Raw genomic sequence first — 18769 nt, 5'->3', positions numbered from 1 at the left:
GTTCAAGCCGCGCGACACCGGATGGGCCTAGCGTCGTGGTGTGATCGATCTGATCGGGCCTGACCACGAGCTGTACGACGTACTGCGCGTGCCGGCGCAGTGGAGTTTCCGCGACGTGCGACCGACCGCGATCGCGCGTTGCAGCTCGGTCGACGACGTGGTCGAGGCCTTGGCGTACGCGCGGAACTCTGGCCTGCACGTCGTACCTCGAGGCGGTGGACACTGCTTCGCCGGGCGATCGTCGACGGATGGGTTGGTCCTTGATCTGGGCGGGCTGAACTCCGTCGACGTTGGTTCGGACGGACTGGCAACCATTGGGGCCGGGGCTCGGCTGGCGGCGGTCTACCAGGGACTGCACAGCCACGGTCTCACCATTCCCGCGGGTTGCGGGCCGACCGTGGGGATCGCCGGGCTCACGCTCGGCGGCGGCCTCGGGCTCTTGGGCCGTCGGTACGGGCTGACCTGCGACCGCTTGGTCGCCGCCACGGTGGTCCTCGCCGACGGGCGGGTCATCATCTGCGATGAGAAGCACGATCCCGACCTCTTCTGGGCGCTCCGCGGTGCGGGCGGCGGTCAGTTCGGCATCGTCACCGCTCTCGTCTTCGACCCCGTCCCTTCGCCGGCCGCGACCCGCTTCGCCGTGAGCTGGCCGGCTTCGGAAGCAGCCGAAGTGATCGCGGCCTGGCAGGAGTGGGCACCCGACGCGGTCGACGACCTCACCGCCAGCTTGGCCGTCACGCCCGCCGAGGTCCGGGTCTTCGGCGCCGCCCTGCGGCCGCCCGCTGAAACCGCCGACCTGCTGGCCGACCTCCCTGGTGGGGACCTCGACCTTCGCGACGGATTGAGCTGGCCGGAGCTCAAGGACAGCCTGGTGGGACCCGAGGGCGATCCAACCGCGATCAGCAAGTCCGAGTTCTTCCAGCGAGCGCTGCCCGCCGACGTCGTCACCGGGCTGCTGGCCCAGGGCTGCGAGCTCAACTTCACCCCGCTGGGTGGCGCCTACAACCGCGTCCCCGCCGACGCGACCGCGTTCGTACACCGCGGCGAGCGCTTCGTCCTCGAACACCTGGGCACCGACAGAGAACAAGTACGCCGGTCCTGGACCATCGCCCACCCGCATGCCTCGGGACGCGTCTACCCCAACTTCCCGGACCCCGATCTCACCGACTGGGTCGAGGCCTATCACGGTCCCAATCACGCCCGCCTTGCTGCGATCAGGCAGCACTACGACCCCGAGCGAGTGTTCCACTTCCCGCAATCCCTCTGACCTTTGGAGTTCCGGATGATCGTGCTCGACATGTCCATGTCCCTCGACGGCTTCGTCGTCGGCCCCGATGACAGTGTCGAAGAGCCGATGGGCCGCGGCGGCTTCCGGTTGTTCAACTGGCTCGACGACCGCGACTCCGACGGCCCGAGCGGTCAGGTGTACCGGGAAGCGATGACCACCCGCGCCCTCATCGCCGGCCGGCGGACGTTCGAGCACGCGGGCCGCTGGAACGGTGACCACCACGACGGCGTACCGATGTTCATCCTCACCCATCACGTGGACGAGGGCGACGTACCGCCGGGGACCGCTGTCTTCGTCACCGACGTCGCCGAGGCAGCCGCGCGGGCGAAGGAGGCCGCCGGCGATCGCAATGTCCTGGTCCACGGCGCCGGCGCCGGCCAGGCCCTACTGAAGGCCGGTCTGGTCGACGAGATCGAGGTGCACCTCGTCAACGTGCTGCTCGGCCAGGGCCGCCGCTTCTTCGACAATCTCCCCGCCGAATACATCGAGCTCGAACCGATCCGCCAGCTCGTCGACCGCGACGTGACCCACCTGCGCTACCGCGTCGTCCGTTAGAGCCAGGGCGGCAGTGGCTCGGCCGGTGACCCATCGGCCGTGAACACACCGTCGTACGAGCGGCCCGCGAGGTATGCCGCGACCTCCGGGAGCGGGCCGTCGAGCTCGGGTACGTCGCCACGCATGGTCCGGATGTCCGCACACAAGGCCTCGAGGAAGTCGGTCGGCAAATCTGCGAACGTGACGCCCGCGCCGAGGTCGACCGCGTGGATCATCACCTCGCGGCTGCGCATCCAGGGCGTATAGGTTGCCGGGACCTCCATCCCCTGCATCGTGCGCACCGTCCGTGCCCACTGGTCATCGGTCAGGCCGGCCATCTGGTCGGCCAGGAGCCGCGCCGACTGGTCGAACCAGGTGATCAACTCGCTGTCCGGGCGCAGCGCACCGGCCTCGATGTCCACGGTCCGTTGCTCGGGCGAGAGGTACATCCGGTGTTCCTCGCCGGTCTTCGCCCACTGGACCAGGTTGCCGATCCCCTCCGCGTTCAGCGCCAGGTGTGCGGCGAGGTGCTTGCGGGTCCAGTCCGGCAGCAACGACGGCCCGGCCAGGTCCGCGAGCGCGCTCCGGCACAACGCCGTACCCTCGGCTATCCACTCCTGCGACCGCATGTTCAGCCCTTTCGACGAGACCGGGCCCAGTATTCCGCAGTCACGGCGTACGGCGCGGGTTCTTGCAGCGGTGTGGTGATCTGGTGAGACTGAGCCGATGAAGGAGGGGACCCACGGATGGTGACGACGATCGGTGTGGTCGGGCCGTCCGATCTGGTCACCTCCAGTAGCCGGATCATCCGGGCGCTGCGTGGAGTCGAGGTCGTTCCGCTGCGATACCGGCGTGAGACGGATACGCCGAAGGTGATGGCGGACGCCCCGCCGAGTGTCGACGCCTGGTTGTTCACCGGCGTCGTTCCATACCAGCTCGCCGCTGCGAACGAGCTGCTCGACCGGCCGGCCGCTCACGTCGAGTACACCGGCGCGACGCTGATGCGTGCGCTCGTCGAGCTGCTCCGCGACGGCCACGACGTCACCTCGATGAGCATCGACGTACTGGACGAGGCCCAGGTCCGCGAGACGTTCGACGAGGTCGGGTTGCCGACCCGCGGGATCCGGGTACTGCCGTATCACGCCGGCCTGAGCTCCGACGACGTGATCGCGTTCCACCGCAGATCCAAGGCAACGATCGCGATCACCTGTCTGCGATCGGCGTACGAGAAACTCCGGACCGAGCAGACCACGCTCCGGCTGGCTCCGTCCGTGCACTCGGTGCGCGCGGCTGTCAACAGTCTCTTGCTCGTGCACGACGCTCTGCGCAGTGACGATGCGCAGATCGCGCTCGGACTGGTCGAGATCGCCGCGGACGGCGAGAGCGCGCTCCGGCGCGAGGCCGGCTCGCTCGGCGGCAGCGTGATCCGGTACGACGACAAGCGGTATCTGGTCGTGACCACGCGCGGCCCGCTCGAGCAGGCGACCGCGGCGTTCACCGAATTGGGCATGCTGAACCGGCTCAAGGAGCAGTTCGGGCCGGTGCGGATCGGGTTCGGCATCGGTGGCTCCGGGACCGAGACCGAGGCGCTCGCCCGGCGGGCGCTCGGCCGGGCGAGATCGGCCGGCCGGACCGCGGCCGTGGTCTCGCTGCGCAACGACATCGACCTGATCCTGGTCGGTGGCGCGGCGCCACGGGCCCAGCAACGCTCCAAGCTTCAACTGCTGGCCCAACGCGCCGGGTTGTCCAAGGCAACACTCGAGCGACTGCAGGAACTCGTGCACGCCAGCACCGACGACGGTCTGACGACGCGCTCGGTCGCCGATCACCTAGGCATCCAGCCCCGCACCGCCCGCCGGGTCCTGAACCGGCTGGAGCGCGCCGGGCTCGCCGACGCTACCGGCACACAACTCGGCACCGGCAGCGGCCGCCCTCTGGTTGTCTACCGCGTCCACCTCTGAGCTCTCCCGCTGGTTGACGCACCGACGCGCGCGCGACTAATTTCAGTCATGACCGTAATTCGATCAGCCGCGTCCCGGGAGACCTTATGGACAAGAGCTTGCTCGCGCGTGACGGCGGTACGCCGGTGCGCACGGAGCCGCTGCCGTCGGTGATGAACGCCAGCGGCCGGCGGTTCGGCGACGACGAGGTCAAGGCGGTGGAGCGCGTTCTGCGTAGCGGGATGCTGTCCGCGACCTGGGGCGAGGAGGTGCCCGCGCTCGAACGGGAGTTCGCGGACCTGCTCGGCGCCGGCCACGCGGTCGCCTGCAGCTCGGGTACGGCGGCCCTGCACCTGGCCGTTGCCGCGGTCAACCCCGATCCCGGCGACGAGATCATCACCACGCCGATCAGCGACATGGGCACCGTGTTCCCGATCATGATGCAGAACGCCGTACCGGTGTTCGCCGACGTGGACCCGATCACCGGCAACCTCGACCCGGCCGCGGTCGCCGCCGCGATCACGCCGCGGACCAAGGCCGTGATCGTGGTGCACCTGTTCGGGAAGCCCGCGCCCGTGCGCGAACTGCGGGAGCTGTGCGATCAGCACGGGATCCTGCTGATCGAGGACTGTGCCCAGGCGTACCTCGCGCCGGTCGGTGACACGTTCGTCGGACGGATCGGGCACATCGGGTGCTTCAGCCTGCAGCAGACCAAGCACATCAGCGCGGGCGACGGCGGGCTGGCGATCACCGACGATGCCGCCCGGGCCCGGCGGATGCGGCTGTTCGCCGACAAGGGCTGGCCGCGGGACACCGACGAGCGGACGTACCTCTTCCTGGCACTCAACTACCGGATGACCGAGCTGGTCGCATCGGTGACACGCGCCCAGCTGACCCGGTTGCGGGGTGTCGTGGCAGACCGTCGTACGGCGGCTGCGCGGGCGACGGCCGGGATCGCGGACCTGGCCGGGATCACGGCGCCGCCGGACGGTGGCGATCACGTCTACTGGCAGTACCCGTTGATCATCTCGCCTGCGGCCGGGGACATGCACGAGTGGGCGGCTGCGCTCACCGCTGAGGGTGTGCCGGCGAACGGCGGGTACCTGACCGGCCCGCTGTACGCCGCGCCCGCCGTCCGGGACCGGATCACCTACGGGGACTCCGGGTTCCCGTTGCAGGATGTGTCGTATCCGGTCGGACTCTGTCCCAACGCCGAGGAACTGATCAACAGCCGGCTGTTGGTGCTGGGCTGGAACGAGAACTACACCTCGGCGGATGTCGATGACATCATCGCGGCGATTCGCAAAGTTCACGCTGCACTGGCCCGGGAGGCCTGATGACTGAACCGTTGCTGATGGACTGCGACGTACTGGTCGGGCATGACGTGACGACCGGGCGGTGGGGCCGGCCCGAGCGGATGCACGAGGTGTTCAAGGCGACCGGCATCTCGGGTGGGGTGGTGTCCGCGTTGCGGGCGGTGCACTTCGACGTACCGTCGGGGAATCTGGAGGCGCAGCAGGTTGCCGAGGGCAACGGGTGGTCGTGGTGCCCGGTGCTGGACCTGCGGGATCCGCTGGGGGCCGAGCGGGAGCTGGAGCGGGTGCTGTCGCTCGATCAGCCGCCGCGGGCGATCCGGTTGGCGCCGACCGCACAGAGCGTGGAGCCTGGGTATCCGTCGTTCGGGCATGTCGTGCAGCTGCTGGTTGCGGCCGGGCTGACGATCTTCGTCGAGGGCGACGTACGGAAGGTGGGGCCGGCGCTGCGTGATCTCGGGGCGCGGGTGGTGTTCCTGGACACGCACTTCTATTACCTCGGTGACTTTGTGGTGCTGGCTCGGTCGGAGCCTGGGTTCCATACGTCCACGCGGATGCTGACCGGGCCGGATTCGCTCGAGATCGTCGCTGCGGAGGTTGGCGCGGAGCGGTTGGTACTCGGGTGCCGGACTCCGTTCCACGAGACCCATTCCGTCGTACGGCGGTTGCTCACCTCGAGGCTCTCCCCCGGTGAGATCGCCCGGGTGGGCAGTCAAAATCTAACCACCTTGCTGGAGGCGTCATGCTGATCGACGTGCACGCCCATTGGGGGCCGTGGTTCTTCTCGATGGATGTCGAGAGCATCGAGGTGAACATCGAGCTGATGGACCGGTTCGGGATCGACATCCAGCTGGTGTCGGCGATCGAGGCCATCGTGTACGACGCTCCGGTGGGGAACCGCTCACTCGCGGCATTGCTGCCTTCGGATCCGCGGTTGCGCGGGATGGTGGTGATCGATCCGCGCCGGCTGAAGGAGGGCCGGGAGGATCTCGAGGAGCTGCTGGCCGGGGACGGGCGGTCGCGGTGGGTCGGGGCGAAGATCCACACCGAGTACAGCCGTACGCCGATCGATTCGCCGGCGATGCAGGCGGCGATCGAGCTCACGACCGAGTTCGGACTGCCGACGCTGGTGCATACGTGGGCCGGGAACGTCGTCGACCTCGCGGATGTGGCGGACCGGGTCCCGGACGCGCGGCTGATCGCGGGTCACATGGGGGCGCCCGGCTGGCCGCTCGTGCCGGAGGCGGCGTCCCGGTCGGACCGGATCTGGTTCGAGCCCTGCTGGTCGGCGCCTGACGCCAACCGCATCCGCTGGATCCTCGACCAGCTCGGCCCGTCCCGGCTGATGTTCGGCACCGACGCCACTCTCATCGACCCGTCGATCGCCATCGGTGCCTTCGAAGCCGCCGCCCTGACCCCGGCCGAAGAAGAGGCCATCATGTGGAAGAACGCGACGGAACTCTTCAGTCTGTAGGTGCACCTGGGTGGTTAGGTGCCAGGAACACGAGGATGTTGTGGCTCGGGCCTTCGGGGGCGGGTTCCTGCCAGCCGACCTGGCGGTAGAAGGCGATGGTGTTGTGGGCCTGGTTCCAGGTCAGGAGCCAGGCTCGGGGGTGTTCGGCTGTCGCCAACTCGAGGAGCCGGCGGCCGAGGCCAGTGCCTCGGGCGTACTGGAGCACGCCCAGTTCGTCGATCTCGAACGCACCGACCAGCAGTGCGTCGACCTGGGCCGGACCCAGCCGGTCGAGGACATCGCCGTACGAGCGATCCGTGCGGAACGGTCCCGGGGTCGTCCATCCGGTCAGGAAGCCTGAGATCCGGCCGTCGTCCGAGCGCTCGATCCACGCGCGGAAGCCGTCCCGGTGGGCATCATCCTCGAGCCGCTTGCGGAACGCGGTCCGGGTCTCCTCGGGATCGCGGTGCTCCCACGGTGGCGCGGTGAAGACCTCGACGTACGCCGTGGTGAGTTCATCCGCGATCCCGAGTACGTCCGTCCCATAGGTCTCCACCGCGGCAATCTATCCGTTCGACACCGAACTCGCCGCCGGCACGGCCGGCACATCCAACGCGCTCGGCGACACCGGTCCGTCCGGCAACTCCAGCTCCCCCGGCAGCGCAGCGCCGGCCTCAACCGGTGCGATCAGCCCAGCCCCGGTCGGCATGCTCAACCCAGGATCGGTCGGTGCGGTGGGTGCGGTCAGCGCGGCCGGGGCGGAGGCGATCGACTCCAGCTCGCTGCGGAACTGCGGCAGCATCCAGCGCAACGGCTGGTCCAGGACCCGCGCGATCGTTGCCTCGTCGACCCGCAGCAGCCCACCGATCCGGGCGAGCGCGTCCGCCTCGTCACTCGCGGCGTACAGCAGATGGACGACTTCGTGCCGGTGCGCGAACACGGCCAGCGCGGCGGCGGCCAAGCCTGCGTCGATTTCCGGCGGACTTGCGATATCCCCGTTGACAGTCACGACATCTCAACCAGCGAGAGACCCGATCGGTTACGTGTCAGTCGTTTCAGTGAGCCATCAGTAAGGCTCAGCTCGGCAACCAGGAGACCTTCCCGAGCAGGTACGTCGCTCCGATCAGCGCGGTTGTATCGATCAAGGTGTGCGCGACGACGAGCGGCATGATCCGGCCCCAGCGGCGGTACAGGTAGGTGAAGATCACGCCCATGATCACGTTGCCGGCGAACCCACCGAGGCCCTGGTAGAGGTGGTACGAGCCGCGGACGAGCGCGCTGGTGACGGTCGCCTGGCGGACGGACCAGCCGAGTTGGTCCAGGCGGTGGTTCAGGTAGCCGAGGACGATGACTTCCTCGAGGATCGCGTTCTGCGCGGAGACCGCGATCAGGATCGGGATCCGCCACCAGTAGTCGGGCAGCTGCGACGGGTCGACGGTCAGGTTCGCGCCGGTCGCGTGTGCACCGATGTAGAACAGCAGGCCGGCGGCGCCGATGCAGGCGGCGACGGTGGTCCCTCGGCCAAGGTCGCGTAGCCGGTCGCGGAGGTCGAAGCCGAGGGTCTTGAGGGACTCGCCACCGCGGAGGAGGAAGTGGCCGACGAGGGCGACCGGTACGAGCGCTGTTACCACCGCGAAGAGCTGCCAGGACAGGTCCAGCCATGGTCGGCCAGGTGCTCGGGATCCGACGATCACCGCCGTCTGCCCACTGATCGGCTTCGCCGAGGTCAGCACCCCGAGAAACGAGATAACCGCCGCAACCCCAGAAGCCCCGAGGGAGAGGGCCAACACCAACCAAACCTCCCGACCCAACACCCGCCGAGAGACCAACTCCGGAAAAGAAGATGAAGTGGGGCTCCCAGCCGAGGCTGGGGACGGGGTGGGGCCGGCAGCCGGGGACGGGGACGGGCCGGCGGCCGGGGTTGGGGATGGTGCTGGGGTCCCGGCGGAGGGGGATGGGGGCGGGGTGTGCGCCGACGACGCAGCCGGGGACGGGGCGGGGTGAGGGGACGGGCCGGCCTCGGACGGGGTGGGGGGATCGTCGGCGGGCCTGGTCATGGTTCAACTATCTCGCGGGGGGCCAGGGGTCGGGTTATGGGGTGAGGAGGGTGATCAGGTGGTTAAGGAGGTCGGCGGGTTCTGCGTCCAGGGCGTACTGGGACTGGATCTGCAGGCCGTCGGAGAGGGCGATCAGCAGGGTCGCGACCGTCTGCGGGTCGGCGGTCGGGTGGAGGGTGCCGTCGGCCTGGCGGGCCTCGACGGCTCCGGCGAGCGCTGAACGGAGTCCGGCGTACCGCTCGACGAAGTACTCGTGCGCGGGATGCTGAGGGTCGCCCGCCTCGGCGGAGAAGGTGGAGTAGAGCTGCACCAGACCAGGGACGTCGCCGTTGTGCCGGATCACCGCGCCGTACTTCTCGATCAGATCCGACTGCTCGAACCGCTCGATATCCGCCTCGTCCCGGGCCCGCAGCACCGCCTCGAACAACTTCTCCTTCGACCCGAAGTAGTGCAGCAGCCCGGCCTCACTCAACCCGACCGCCGCGGCGAGCTCCCGCGTCGACGTCTTCCGGTAGCCGTGTTCGGCGATCACCTCGAGCGCCGCCCGCAGGATCTCCTCCCGCTTGGCGACCCCCTTCGCGTACGGACCTCTCGAAGCAGCCATAGCCAAAACCTAGCACTACTCGGTTTTCGCACGTACAGTCGTGCGCATGCACCCCGATTTCGCCGATCTGGTCGCCAAGCTCAGCCTCGAGGACAAGGTCCGGCTCCTCACCGGCCAGGACTTCTGGTCCACCCATCCCCTGCCCGCGATCGGCCTGCGGTCGATGGTCCTGTCCGACGGCCCGAGCGGCGTCCGCGGCCCGGTCTGGGACGAGCGCGACCCGTCGCTCAACCTCCCGTCGGCGACCGCGCTCTCCTCGTCCTGGGACCTCGACATCGCCCATCGGTACGGCGTTGTCTCCGCGCTCGAGGCCCGCCGCAAGAACGTCGACGTCGTCCTCGGCCCCACGATCAACCTGCACCGGTCCCCGCGCGGCGGACGGCACTTCGAGGCGTTCAGCGAGGACCCGGTCCTGACCGCCGACCTCGCCGCCGCGTACGTCGCCGGCGTCCAGGAGCTCGGGGTCGGCGCGACCCCGAAGCACTACGTCGCCAACGACTTCGAGACCGAGCGCTTCACCGCAAACGTGGTCGTCGGCGAGCGGGCTCTGCGCGAGCTGTACCTGCTGGCCTTCGAGAAGGCGGTCACCGAGTCCAAGGCCTGGCTCGTGATGAGCGCCTACAACTCGATCAACGGCGCCACCGCCTCGGAGAACGACCTGCTCGAGACGCCACTCAACACCGACTGGGGTTTCGACGGTGTCGTGGTGAGCGACTGGACCGCCGTACGCAGCGTGGAGAGCGCGAAGCACTCCCAGGACCTGGCGATGCCGGGTCCGATCGGCGCCTGGGGTGACGCGCTCGTCGAGGCCGTCCGGTCCGGTGAGGTCAAGGAGGACGCGATCGACCGGAAGGTGCTGCGTCTGCTCGCGCTGGCCGCTCGGGTCGGCGCGCTCGAGGGCTACGAGAAGCCGACCGATGTCCCGCAGGTCGACGGCATCGCCTTCAGCCGTACGGCGGCCGCCGAAGGCTCGGTCCTGTTGACCAACAAGGACGAGCTGCCGTGGACCGCTCAGTCGCTGCACCGCGTCGCCGTCATCGGCCACAACGCCCGGGACGCGCGCACCCAGGGTGGCGGCAGCGCGACCGTCATCCCGTCGTCCGTGGTCTCGCCCCTCGACGGTCTCCGCCAAGCAATCCCCGACGCCGAGGTGACCTACTCGCTCGGCGCGGTCGTCCAGGAGGGCGTCGCTGAGCTGCCACTGACCACGATGACCAACCCCGAGACCAACGAACCGGGCGCCCGCGTCCGTTTCCTGGCCGCGGACGGCATCGAGCTGTTCGCCGAAGACCGGCGCTCCAGCGCCCTCGTCTATCTCGGCGGGGATGCACCGATCGCGGAGGCCGCCGTCTTCGAGTTCCGTACGACGTACACGCCGACCGAGACCGGTGAGATCCTGCTGGGCTTCGCATCGGTCGGCCACGGCCGGATCTTTGCCGATGGCAACCTCCTCCGCGAGGAGACCGTCGTACCGGTCGGCACGGACCTGGGCGCCGCGCTGCTCTCGCCGCCGTCGACCTCGACTCCACTCAATGTGACCGCGGGACAGCCCGTAGACGTCCGGATCGAGCTAGATCTGGCCGCGCCGGAGGGCGGTCTGCACGCGTTCAGCATCACCGTCGGCGTCGAGCCCGACCGCTCGAACCCGCAGGTTCTGATCGACGAGGCCGTCGCCGCGGCGCGGGCGGCCGAGGTCGCGGTCGTTGTCGTCGGCACCAATTCCAAGGTCGAGTCCGAGGGCTACGACCGTACGACGCTTGCCCTTCCCGGTCGGCAGGACGATCTGGTCCGGGCCGTGGTCGCGGCGAATCCACGCACGATCGTGGTCGTCAACGCCGGCTCACCGGTCCTCCTCCCCTGGCGTGACGAGGTCGCGGCCCTCCTGGTCACGTACTTCGGCGGCCAGGAGTACGGCAACGCCCTCGCCGACGTACTGCTCGGAGCCGTCGAGCCCGGTGGTCGGCTCCCCACCACGTGGCCGCGCGAAGAGGACGACGTACCGGTTATTGACGTCACTCCGCAGGACGGCGTGATCGAGTACGACGAGGGCGTGCACATCGGCTACCGCGCCTGGCTCAAGGCCGGCACCGAGCCCGCATTCGCCTTCGGCCACGGCCTTGGCTACACCACCTGGGAGCTCTCGGGCCTGCGTGCGAACGACCCGACCTCGGTCGCTCTGACCGTCCGCAATACGGGCGAGCGCGCCGGCAAGCAGGTCGTCCAGGTGTACGCCGAACGCCCCGAAAGCACCGTGGATCGCCCGGTCCGCTGGCTGGCCGGATTCGCCGTCGTACGCCTCTACGCCGGCCAGGCCCGCGAGATCACCGTCCAGCTGCACAACCACACCTTCGATCACTGGGCCGATGGCTGGGCCACCGAACCCGGCACCTTCACCCTCCGAGCCGGCTCGTCCGTGTCGGATCTCGCACTCACGACCGAACTGGAGATCCTGCACTAGCTGCCCAGCTTGGGCGAGCCTCAGCCTGACACCGGTCGCCCGACCACGCGGCGGCCGGTGTCGGACTGCCAGTAGAGAACCGACCGGCCGGAGCGACGGCGTTCGAGCAGGCCGGCCTCGGTCAGGACGCGGAGATGGTCGGAGATCGCGGCCAGGGACAGACCGGTCGTCGCGGCCAGGAGCGTCGTACTGACCGGCTCGGCGGCCTCGACCAGGATGCGCGCCCGGTTGCGGCCGAGCAATTGCACCAAAGGTTCGCCGGGTGCCGCCGTACTGGCGAAGATCCCGGTGACCGGGTAGGTCAGCGCGAAACGATCCGGCTTCCGCCAGCTCACGCTGACGCGCTGCGCGTGCGTCGCGATGAACATCAGGTCGCACCCGCGTACGTCGGTGGTCGGGTAGTCCCACCGATTGACCTGGATCCGCCCGTCGCCGAGCCACCGGACGTCGGGCCCGAGCCCACGCAGTACGCCGGACCACCCCTGCTCGCTGAGTCGCGACGTACGGGACACGATGTCGGCCTGCAGGACCCGGACCCGCCGCGGCCACTCGGGCTCGACCGTCTCGTTCCACACCCAGCGCAACAGGTCGGCCGCCTGGTCGGCCAACCCCGCCGTCGAGAGCAGCACGTCCGGCAGCGGCGTTCGTACGACGCTCAGGTCCGCCCGGATCTGGTCATCGTCGAAGTTCCTGAGGGTCGCGATCTCATCGGCCAACTCCTGGTTGGGCTCGAGCGGCGGCATCGTGATGAAGTCGGCGACCCAGCTCCGCCCGAGCGCACTCTCCGCGAGCGCTGCCCAGACCGGCTTGCGCGCCAACTGCCGGCGGTACGCCGTGACGTGGGTGTCCTTCCACGCGCGGAACCAGGGCTCGACCGGGCGCTGCAGCATCTTCAGCGCGGACACCGCCTCGGTCAGCTGCGACGTACCGAAGCGCGCGTTCGCCAGGGTGTCGGCATCGACCAGGAACTCGGACAACGTTTCGCCTCCACCCGAAACTGTAGGTGCTCGACGGTCTCGCGTCGATGCTCCTTGGCATGAGCACTTACACGCAGATCTTCGCCAACCGCGAGTTTCGCAACCTGTGGTTCGGCAGCGCGCTGGGCAACGCCTCGTCGACGATGACGAGTCTGACGCTGGCGATCATGGTCGACGCCACGACCGGGTCGGCGCTGCTGGCGGCAATGATCATGTTCGGGCCGTCGCTGGCGCAGGTCCTCGGCGTCTCGACGCTGATGTCGGCGGCCGACACCGCGCGACCGCGCCGCGTGCTCAGCCTGCTCGCCGTCCTCTCGACGGTCGCGGTCGGAGGCCAGGCCGCCCTCGATCTGAACGCGGGCTTCCGGCTCCTGCTCGCGCTGGGCGTGGCCTACGGTCTGTCGATCGGATCCGGCGTCCGCTGGGGTCTGCTCGGCGAGGTACTCGGCCACGACCAGTTCATCCTCGGCCGCTCGGCGATGAACCTGTCCGTCGGCGCGATGCAGATCGCCGGCTTCGGCATCGCCGGAATCTTGCTGCAGGCAATCAGCCCGTCGGCCGTGCTCTGGATCGCGACCGGGTTCTCCGCGCTGGCCGCGCTGACGATCCGCTTCGGGCTGCGGGACCGAGCGCCGCGGCGAGTGGCTCGCACCGGCCTGGCCGAGACGTGGCGCGGCAACCGCCGCCTGCTCGGCCGGCGCAACACCCGCCCGCTGCTCCTGGCCCTGTCCCTTCCGAACGGACTGATGGTCGGCTGCGAGGCCCTCTTCGTCCCGTACGCCGGATCGCGGGCCGGCTGGCTGCTCGCGGCAGGGGCCGCCGGGATGATGTCCGGTGATCTCGTCAGCGGCCGCTTCCTCAGCCGGACCAAACGCCGGATCGCGGCTCGCTGGTTGCGGTTCGGACTCGCCGTACCGTTCCTCGGCTTCGCGTTCGACCTGCCCCTCGCGGTCCTCGCCGTACTCGTCGCGCTCGGCAGCATCGGGTACTCGGCGTCGCTGTCCCAGCAGGAGGTGCTGGTCGAACTCACCCCGGCCGATCTGCGTGGTCAGGTCCTCGGGCTGGAGTCCGCGCTGCGGATGACCGCGTTCGGCGTCTTCGCGATCCTGGCCGGTGCACTCGCCGACCTGACCTCGGCGGGACCCTCCATCGCCGTCTTCGCCGCGGGCTCCTTGCTCATCTCCGTCGTCCTCACCCGACCGCTGGGGCGGGTGATGAAACCCCAGGCCTCGGTAGGGTCGGAGCATGGAAGTAGTGCGGCTGAAGCAGGTCTCCAAACGGTTCGGGCGGCGGGAGATCCTGGCCGGGGTCGACCTGCGAGTGAACTCCGGTGAGCTACTCGCCTTGGTCGGCGCGAACGGTTCAGGTAAGTCCACGGTCCTGAAGCTGATGGTCGGGCTGTCCCGGCCATCGACCGGCACAGTCCGGCGTACTGCGCGCGTCGTGAGCTACGTGCCGGATGTGTTCGCGTCGCACGATCGGTTGTCGGCTTCGGCGTACCTGCGGCACATGGGCCGGATCCGTGGGCTCAGCGATCGGGTCGCGCGGGATCGGGCCGGTGAACTGCTCGAGCGGCTCGCGTTGTCGGGTGGCTCGGATACGCCGATGCGGAAGCTGTCGAAGGGCAACGCGCAGAAGGTCGCACTGGCGCAGGCGCTGCTCGATCCGCCGGAGCTGCTCGTGCTGGACGAGCCGTGGGCCGGGCTTGATGCGACTGCCCACGCGACGCTGCGCGAGCTGCTCACCGAGACGGCCGAGCAGGGCGCGGGGGTCGCGTTCACCGAGCATTCCGAGCTGGTCGTCCGCTCGACCGCGACCAGGGTCTGCGAGATTCGCAACGGTCAACTGCAAGCGGCCGAGGCTGTGCAGACGAGCCTGACCGAGATCTCGCTACTCGCCGGCGCGGAGCTCGACTGGACGCAGCAGCCCGACGTCATCGACGTACGGCGTCATGACACCGGGGTCACGTTGATGCTGCCGACCGGGCGCCACGACGCTGCCCTGCTGACCGCGTTGAACCACGGCTGGTCGGTCACGACCGTGCGGCAGGTGACACCCGAGTGAGCGCCCTCTACCGGTACCTGATGAGCAGCGTGCTGCTCTCCCAGCGCTACCTCCCGCCGACGCTGATCTTCCTCGCCGCGATGGCGGTAGGTACGACGGCCGACAACGGGCCGCTGTTGTCGTCGTACTCGTTCTGCGTCCTCGCCATGCTCGTCTGTACGACGTGGTTGTCGGTGAGCATCCTGAACCACGAGGACCCGACGCAACGCAAGATCACGCTGGTCATGATCGGGAGTTCGCTGCGCGTGCTCGCGGTCACCGTGGCGGTCGTCCTGACCTGGTGCGTTCCGTTGCTGATCATCGGTCTCGCCTACCCGATCGTCCTCGGTAAGCACGCCTACACCGCCGGGGATCTCGTGGTCGGTGCGGCGGCTCAGCTCGGCGCCGCGATGATCGGGATCGCGATCGGACTGCTGTGCTCGCGACTCGTCATCCCGCGGATCGGCATCGCGATGCTGACCGCGGCCGCCGGCATCCTCGCCGTACTGCTGATCCGCTGGATCTCCCCGATCCGCCCGCTGATGAAGCTCCTGTCCAACAACCACACCCCCGGAGCCGACGCCGCACCCGTCACACTGCTCACCGCGCTGGCAGTAGTCATGCTCCTCGCCGCCCTGTTCGCCACCCGGGCACTCGCCGACCGGAAGGAATGACTCAGGAGACCGCGATCGAGGCGTGGCGGTTGGGCGCGGCCGAGCCCCGGACTATCAGGGTGGTGGCCAGCTCTACATGGTGGGAGTCGACTTTGTTGCCCTCGGCCAATTGCAGGGCTGTGCGTACGGCGACCGCGCCGATCTCGCGTAAGGGCTGCTTGACCGTGGTGAGCTGAGGCGATGCGAGCCGGGCAACCTGGGTGTCGTCGAAGCCGACCACGCTGAGGTCTTCGGGGATGCGCAGACCTCGCGACCTGGCCGCTTCCATCACACCGACCGCGACCTCGTCGGAGCCGGCGAAGATCGCCGTCGGCCGGTCCGGCAGGTCGAGCATCATCGAGCCGCCGGCCACACCCTCGTCGTACAGGAAGTTGCTCAGCCAGATGTAGTCCTTCGGCACCGGCGCGCCGGCCGCGTCCATCGCATTGCGGAACCCACTCATCCGGGCCTGGTTGCAGGCCGAGGTGGGCGGACCACCGACGTACGCGATCCGCCGGTGCCCCAGGTCGAGCAGGTACTGCGCGGCCGCCATGCCGCCGGCGAAGTTGGTGGAGCCCACGCTGGTGACGTCGGGCTGGGGAACGTCGGCCGGATCGATGATCACGAGCGGCAGCCGGGCCCGCGACAGCGCAGCCAGGTCAGCATCGGACAGCTCGCTGGTGATCCCGACCACCGCCCGGCGACCGGACGTGATCAGCTCCCGGATCCACCGCGCCGCCCGCCCGGCGGAGTGCCGGCCAGGATGCGGCGGCCGGGAACTCAGCACGACCTCGACGCCGGCCGCCTCCCCGGCGTCGAGTACGCCTTGGATCACCTCGACCGAGTAACTGTTCAGCACACCTTGGTAGAACAACTCGACCGTGTCCCGCGCGACCGGGTCCGGACGGCGACCGACGTACCCATGCTTCTCGAGGATCTCCTGCACCCGCGCCCGGGTCACCGGCGAGACGTCGCTCCGGCCGTTGAGCACCTTGGAGACCGTGGCGACCGAGACACCGGCCGTACCGGCCACCGTCGCCAGGGTGACTCGTCCCTTCAACCGCGACATCTCATCACCCTCCTCCTGGATCCCGGACCGTCACCGGCGTGGTCAGCACACGATCGTGCCCCACTACCCTCACATCCCCGTCGATCCTGACCAAAGCGCGACACGGCAGGTCCAGCGACGACGTGCCCACCATCACTTCGAAGTCCCCGGGCTCGACGATCCGGCGCAGATCCGGACCCGTGTACGCCGTCCGATCGGCGTGCACGCTGAACGTCACCTCAACCGCGGCTCCCGGCTCCAGCGACACCCGAGCGAACCCGGTCAGCAGCTTCAACGGCCGCGCAACCCGCGCCACCACGTCCCGCAGATACAGCTGCACGACCTCGTCACCGGCCCGATCGCCCGTGTTCCGCACCCGGACGGTCGCGGTGAACTCACCGTCGTTGCCGATCTCCTCCGCACTCAGCCGCAGCTCGTCGACCGCGAAGCTCGTGTACGACGCCCCGTACCCGAACGGGTACAACGGCCGGGCCTCGAGCCCGCTGATCCCCGCGCTCTCCACGCTCCCGAGAGCCGGCTGCAGGTACGTACCGGGCTGCCCACCGACGTGCCGTGGAATCTGCACCGGCAGCTTCCCACTCGGCACGATCCGCCCACTCAGTACGCCGGCAATCGCAGCCGCACCCTCCTGCCCAGGGATGAACGCCTGCACCAGGCCGGCGAGTCGATCCGCAAACGCGCCGAGCGCGTAGGGACGACCCGAGACCACAACAACGACCACCGGTGTCCCCGTCTCGAGCAGCGCCTCGACCAGCTCAGCCTGGACGCCAGGCAACCGCAGGTCCTCGGCGTCGCAGCCTTCGCCGGACGTCCCGTGGCCGAACAGTCCGGACAGGTCCCCGACGTACGCGATGCAGAGGTCCGCGTCGCGCGCCGCGGACACGGCGTCGTCGAACCCGGACCGATCCGTACCGGTGAACGAACAACCCTTCACCTGCACGAGCTCCGCGTCCGGCAGCTCATTGCGGAGGGCATCGATGGGTGTGGTCACCGCAATTCCGAGACCGCGATCCGGGTACCGCGGCAGGACGTGGTTCGGGAAGGCGTAACAACCCATCAACGTCCGCGAGTCACCGGCCGAGGGCCCGACGACCGCGATCCGCGAGGCTGACAGCGGCAGCGCCGAGCCCGCGTCGAGCAGTACGACGGACTTCTCCGCGAGCTCCGTCGCGATGGCACGGTTCTCCGCCGAATCGAGCTCGACCTCGCCGCGCACCGATCCCTCGGGAGTCCAGTCCGGGTCGAGCAGACCGAGCTTGACCTTCTGCAACAGCAGTCGCCGGGCGGCCCGGTCGACCAGCTCCTCGGGCACCTCCCCCGACTTCACCTTCTCCGCCAGGCCGAGGAAGCCGATCGTGTCCGGCAGCTCGACGTCGGTCCCGTTGGTCAACGCGACGACGCCCGCGTCGGTGTTGTCGGCGGCAACTCGATGCATCGACGCGAGGAACGGCACTGCCCAGTAGTCCGACACGACTGTGCCGTCGAATCCCCACTCGTCCCGCAGTACGTCGGTGAACAACCAGGGATCCGCACTCGCGGGCAGTCCGTCGACATCGGCGTACGAACTCATCACCGAGGCCGCACCGGCCGTCGCGATCGCGGTCTCGAATGTCGGCAGGATGAAGTCGAGGAGCTCCCGCCGCCCCATCGACACCGGACCGTGGTTCCGTCCGGCGCGGGACGCCGAGTAGCCGGCGAAGTGCTTCAGCGTCGCCAGTACGCCGGCACTCTGCAGACCCCGGACGTACGCCGATCCCAGCAGCGCAACCAGATACGGGTCCTCGCCGATCGTCTCCTCGACCCGCCCCCAGCGATAGTCGCGCACTACATCCAGCACCGGCGACAACCCCTGGTGCACTCCGGCCGCAGCCATGTCCCGCCCGATCGCGGCAGCCATCCGTTCGACCAGGGCGGGATCGAACGTCGCTCCCCAGGCGATCGACGCCGGGTAGACAGTCGCGCCGTACGTCGTGAATCCGGTCAGGCACTCCTCATGGACAAGGGCCGGCACACCAAGTCGCGAGTCCTTCAGTACGACGTGATGCTGACGGATCACCTCCGCCACACCCTCCTCGACCGTCTGCGGGTAACTCCCCCAGACGCGGGTCAGGTGACCGAGTCCGTCCCGGCTCGCCTCCTCGAGCGTCAGCGAACCGCCCGTCGCGAACACGTCCTCCATCGGCGCGACGTTCATCGCCTCGTCGGCGGGCAGCTCGGTGTCGGCCATGTCGTTGCCGGCCCAGCGACTGCCCAGCTGGGCGATCTTCTCCTCCAGCGTCATCGCCTGCAACAGCAGGTCGGCCCGCTTGTCGGCGGGCAGGGCGGGGTCGCGCCACGGCTGATCAGTCGAGCTGGACAAGAAAATCTCCCTAAACAGAAC

The 18769-nt window shown here is 69.1% G+C and carries 18 protein-coding genes; 10 read left to right on the top strand and 8 right to left on the bottom strand.

The genetic code is table 11. The features are described 5' to 3' along the window. The first annotated feature begins 40 nt into the window (after positions 1–40). Positions 41–1267, top strand: coding sequence for an FAD-binding oxidoreductase (locus AB0L70_RS27445; RefSeq protein WP_363689022.1), 1227 nt, complete (start codon positions 41–43; stop codon positions 1265–1267). 15 nt (positions 1268–1282) lie between these two features. Then, positions 1283–1843, top strand: coding sequence for a dihydrofolate reductase family protein (locus AB0L70_RS27440; protein ID WP_363689020.1), 561 nt, complete (start codon positions 1283–1285; stop codon positions 1841–1843). On the opposite strand, the gene AB0L70_RS27435 is transcribed toward AB0L70_RS27440, so the two are convergent. Further along, on the bottom strand, positions 1840–2451 hold the full coding sequence (locus AB0L70_RS27435) for a maleylpyruvate isomerase family mycothiol-dependent enzyme (RefSeq protein WP_363689018.1): 612 nt from the start codon (positions 2449–2451) through the stop codon (positions 1840–1842). The two genes, AB0L70_RS27440 and AB0L70_RS27435, sit on opposite strands and share 4 nt — an antisense overlap. A 117-nt stretch (positions 2452–2568) precedes the next feature. Here AB0L70_RS27435 and AB0L70_RS27430 point away from each other — a divergent pair, with 117 nt between their 5' ends. From AB0L70_RS27430 to AB0L70_RS27415, 4 genes are all read left to right on the top strand, one after another. Further along, positions 2569–3783: a helix-turn-helix domain-containing protein gene (locus AB0L70_RS27430; RefSeq protein WP_363689016.1), complete on the top strand. Its 1215-nt coding sequence runs from the start codon at positions 2569–2571 to the stop codon at positions 3781–3783. A gap of 86 nt (positions 3784–3869) precedes the next feature. Beyond that, positions 3870–5099, top strand: a complete 1230-nt coding sequence (locus AB0L70_RS27425; protein ID WP_363689014.1) for a DegT/DnrJ/EryC1/StrS family aminotransferase — start codon at positions 3870–3872, stop codon at positions 5097–5099. Continuing rightward, on the top strand, positions 5099–5824 hold the full coding sequence (locus tag AB0L70_RS27420; RefSeq protein WP_363689012.1) for a hypothetical protein: 726 nt from the start codon (positions 5099–5101) through the stop codon (positions 5822–5824). The genes AB0L70_RS27425 and AB0L70_RS27420 overlap by 1 nt, the downstream gene beginning before the upstream one ends. Continuing rightward, complete coding sequence (locus AB0L70_RS27415) at positions 5818–6549, top strand: amidohydrolase family protein (RefSeq protein WP_363689010.1); 732 nt, start codon at positions 5818–5820, stop codon at positions 6547–6549. The genes AB0L70_RS27420 and AB0L70_RS27415 overlap by 7 nt, the downstream gene beginning before the upstream one ends. Here AB0L70_RS27415 and AB0L70_RS27410 read toward each other — a convergent pair. The 4 genes from AB0L70_RS27410 to AB0L70_RS27395 all read right to left on the bottom strand — a co-directional run bounded on the left by AB0L70_RS27410 (position 6539) and on the right by AB0L70_RS27395 (position 9189). After that, complete coding sequence (locus AB0L70_RS27410) at positions 6539–7084, bottom strand: GNAT family N-acetyltransferase (protein WP_363689008.1); 546 nt, start codon at positions 7082–7084, stop codon at positions 6539–6541. The two genes, AB0L70_RS27415 and AB0L70_RS27410, sit on opposite strands and share 11 nt — an antisense overlap. Before the next feature lie 9 nt (positions 7085–7093). Continuing rightward, positions 7094–7537: a hypothetical protein gene (locus AB0L70_RS27405; RefSeq protein ID WP_363689006.1), complete on the bottom strand. Its 444-nt coding sequence runs from the start codon at positions 7535–7537 to the stop codon at positions 7094–7096. A gap of 67 nt (positions 7538–7604) precedes the next feature. After that, positions 7605–8318: a type II CAAX endopeptidase family protein gene (locus tag AB0L70_RS27400; protein WP_363689004.1), complete on the bottom strand. Its 714-nt coding sequence runs from the start codon at positions 8316–8318 to the stop codon at positions 7605–7607. 301 nt (positions 8319–8619) lie between these two features. Then, on the bottom strand, positions 8620–9189 hold the full coding sequence (locus AB0L70_RS27395) for a TetR/AcrR family transcriptional regulator (protein ID WP_363689002.1): 570 nt from the start codon (positions 9187–9189) through the stop codon (positions 8620–8622). 46 nt (positions 9190–9235) lie between these two features. Between AB0L70_RS27395 and AB0L70_RS27390 the strand changes: the two genes are divergently transcribed. After that, complete coding sequence (locus tag AB0L70_RS27390; RefSeq protein ID WP_363689000.1) at positions 9236–11647, top strand: glycoside hydrolase family 3 C-terminal domain-containing protein; 2412 nt, start codon at positions 9236–9238, stop codon at positions 11645–11647. A gap of 20 nt (positions 11648–11667) precedes the next feature. Here the strand turns inward: AB0L70_RS27390 and AB0L70_RS27385 are convergent, their stop codons facing one another. Next, entirely contained in the window at positions 11668–12624 is a 957-nt protein-coding gene (locus tag AB0L70_RS27385) for a winged helix-turn-helix domain-containing protein (RefSeq protein WP_363688998.1), read from the bottom strand. Positions 12625–12683: 59 nt separating this feature from the next. Here AB0L70_RS27385 and AB0L70_RS27380 point away from each other — a divergent pair, with 59 nt between their 5' ends. Genes AB0L70_RS27380 through AB0L70_RS27370 form a run of 3 tightly spaced genes read left to right on the top strand, consistent with a single transcriptional unit; the run spans position 12684 to position 15341 of the window. Next, complete coding sequence (locus AB0L70_RS27380; RefSeq protein ID WP_363688996.1) at positions 12684–13958, top strand: MFS transporter; 1275 nt, start codon at positions 12684–12686, stop codon at positions 13956–13958. Continuing rightward, complete coding sequence (locus AB0L70_RS27375; protein WP_363688994.1) at positions 13870–14688, top strand: ATP-binding cassette domain-containing protein; 819 nt, start codon at positions 13870–13872, stop codon at positions 14686–14688. The genes AB0L70_RS27380 and AB0L70_RS27375 overlap by 89 nt, the downstream gene beginning before the upstream one ends. After that, positions 14685–15341, top strand: a complete 657-nt coding sequence (locus AB0L70_RS27370; RefSeq protein ID WP_363688992.1) for a hypothetical protein — start codon at positions 14685–14687, stop codon at positions 15339–15341. The genes AB0L70_RS27375 and AB0L70_RS27370 overlap by 4 nt, the downstream gene beginning before the upstream one ends. A 1-nt stretch (position 15342) precedes the next feature. Here AB0L70_RS27370 and AB0L70_RS27365 read toward each other — a convergent pair whose 3' ends face one another. Together AB0L70_RS27365 and AB0L70_RS27360 are read right to left on the bottom strand one after the other, a co-directional pair. Beyond that, the gene (locus AB0L70_RS27365; protein ID WP_363688990.1) at positions 15343–16389 is read right to left on the bottom strand and encodes a LacI family DNA-binding transcriptional regulator; all 1047 of its coding nucleotides are present in this window, start codon (positions 16387–16389) and stop codon (positions 15343–15345) included. A 4-nt stretch (positions 16390–16393) separates the two neighbouring features. Continuing rightward, the gene (locus tag AB0L70_RS27360; protein WP_363688988.1) at positions 16394–18748 is read right to left on the bottom strand and encodes a glycoside hydrolase family 3 N-terminal domain-containing protein; all 2355 of its coding nucleotides are present in this window, start codon (positions 18746–18748) and stop codon (positions 16394–16396) included. Between the last annotated feature and the right edge of the window lie 21 nt (positions 18749–18769).

It is taken from the genome of Kribbella sp. NPDC051952 (assembly GCF_040680855.1).
In the GTDB taxonomy this organism is placed as follows: domain Bacteria; phylum Actinomycetota; class Actinomycetes; order Propionibacteriales; family Kribbellaceae; genus Kribbella.
Note: the sequence above shows the minus strand (reverse complement) of the source record. Positions and strands in the feature narration are given on the sequence as shown.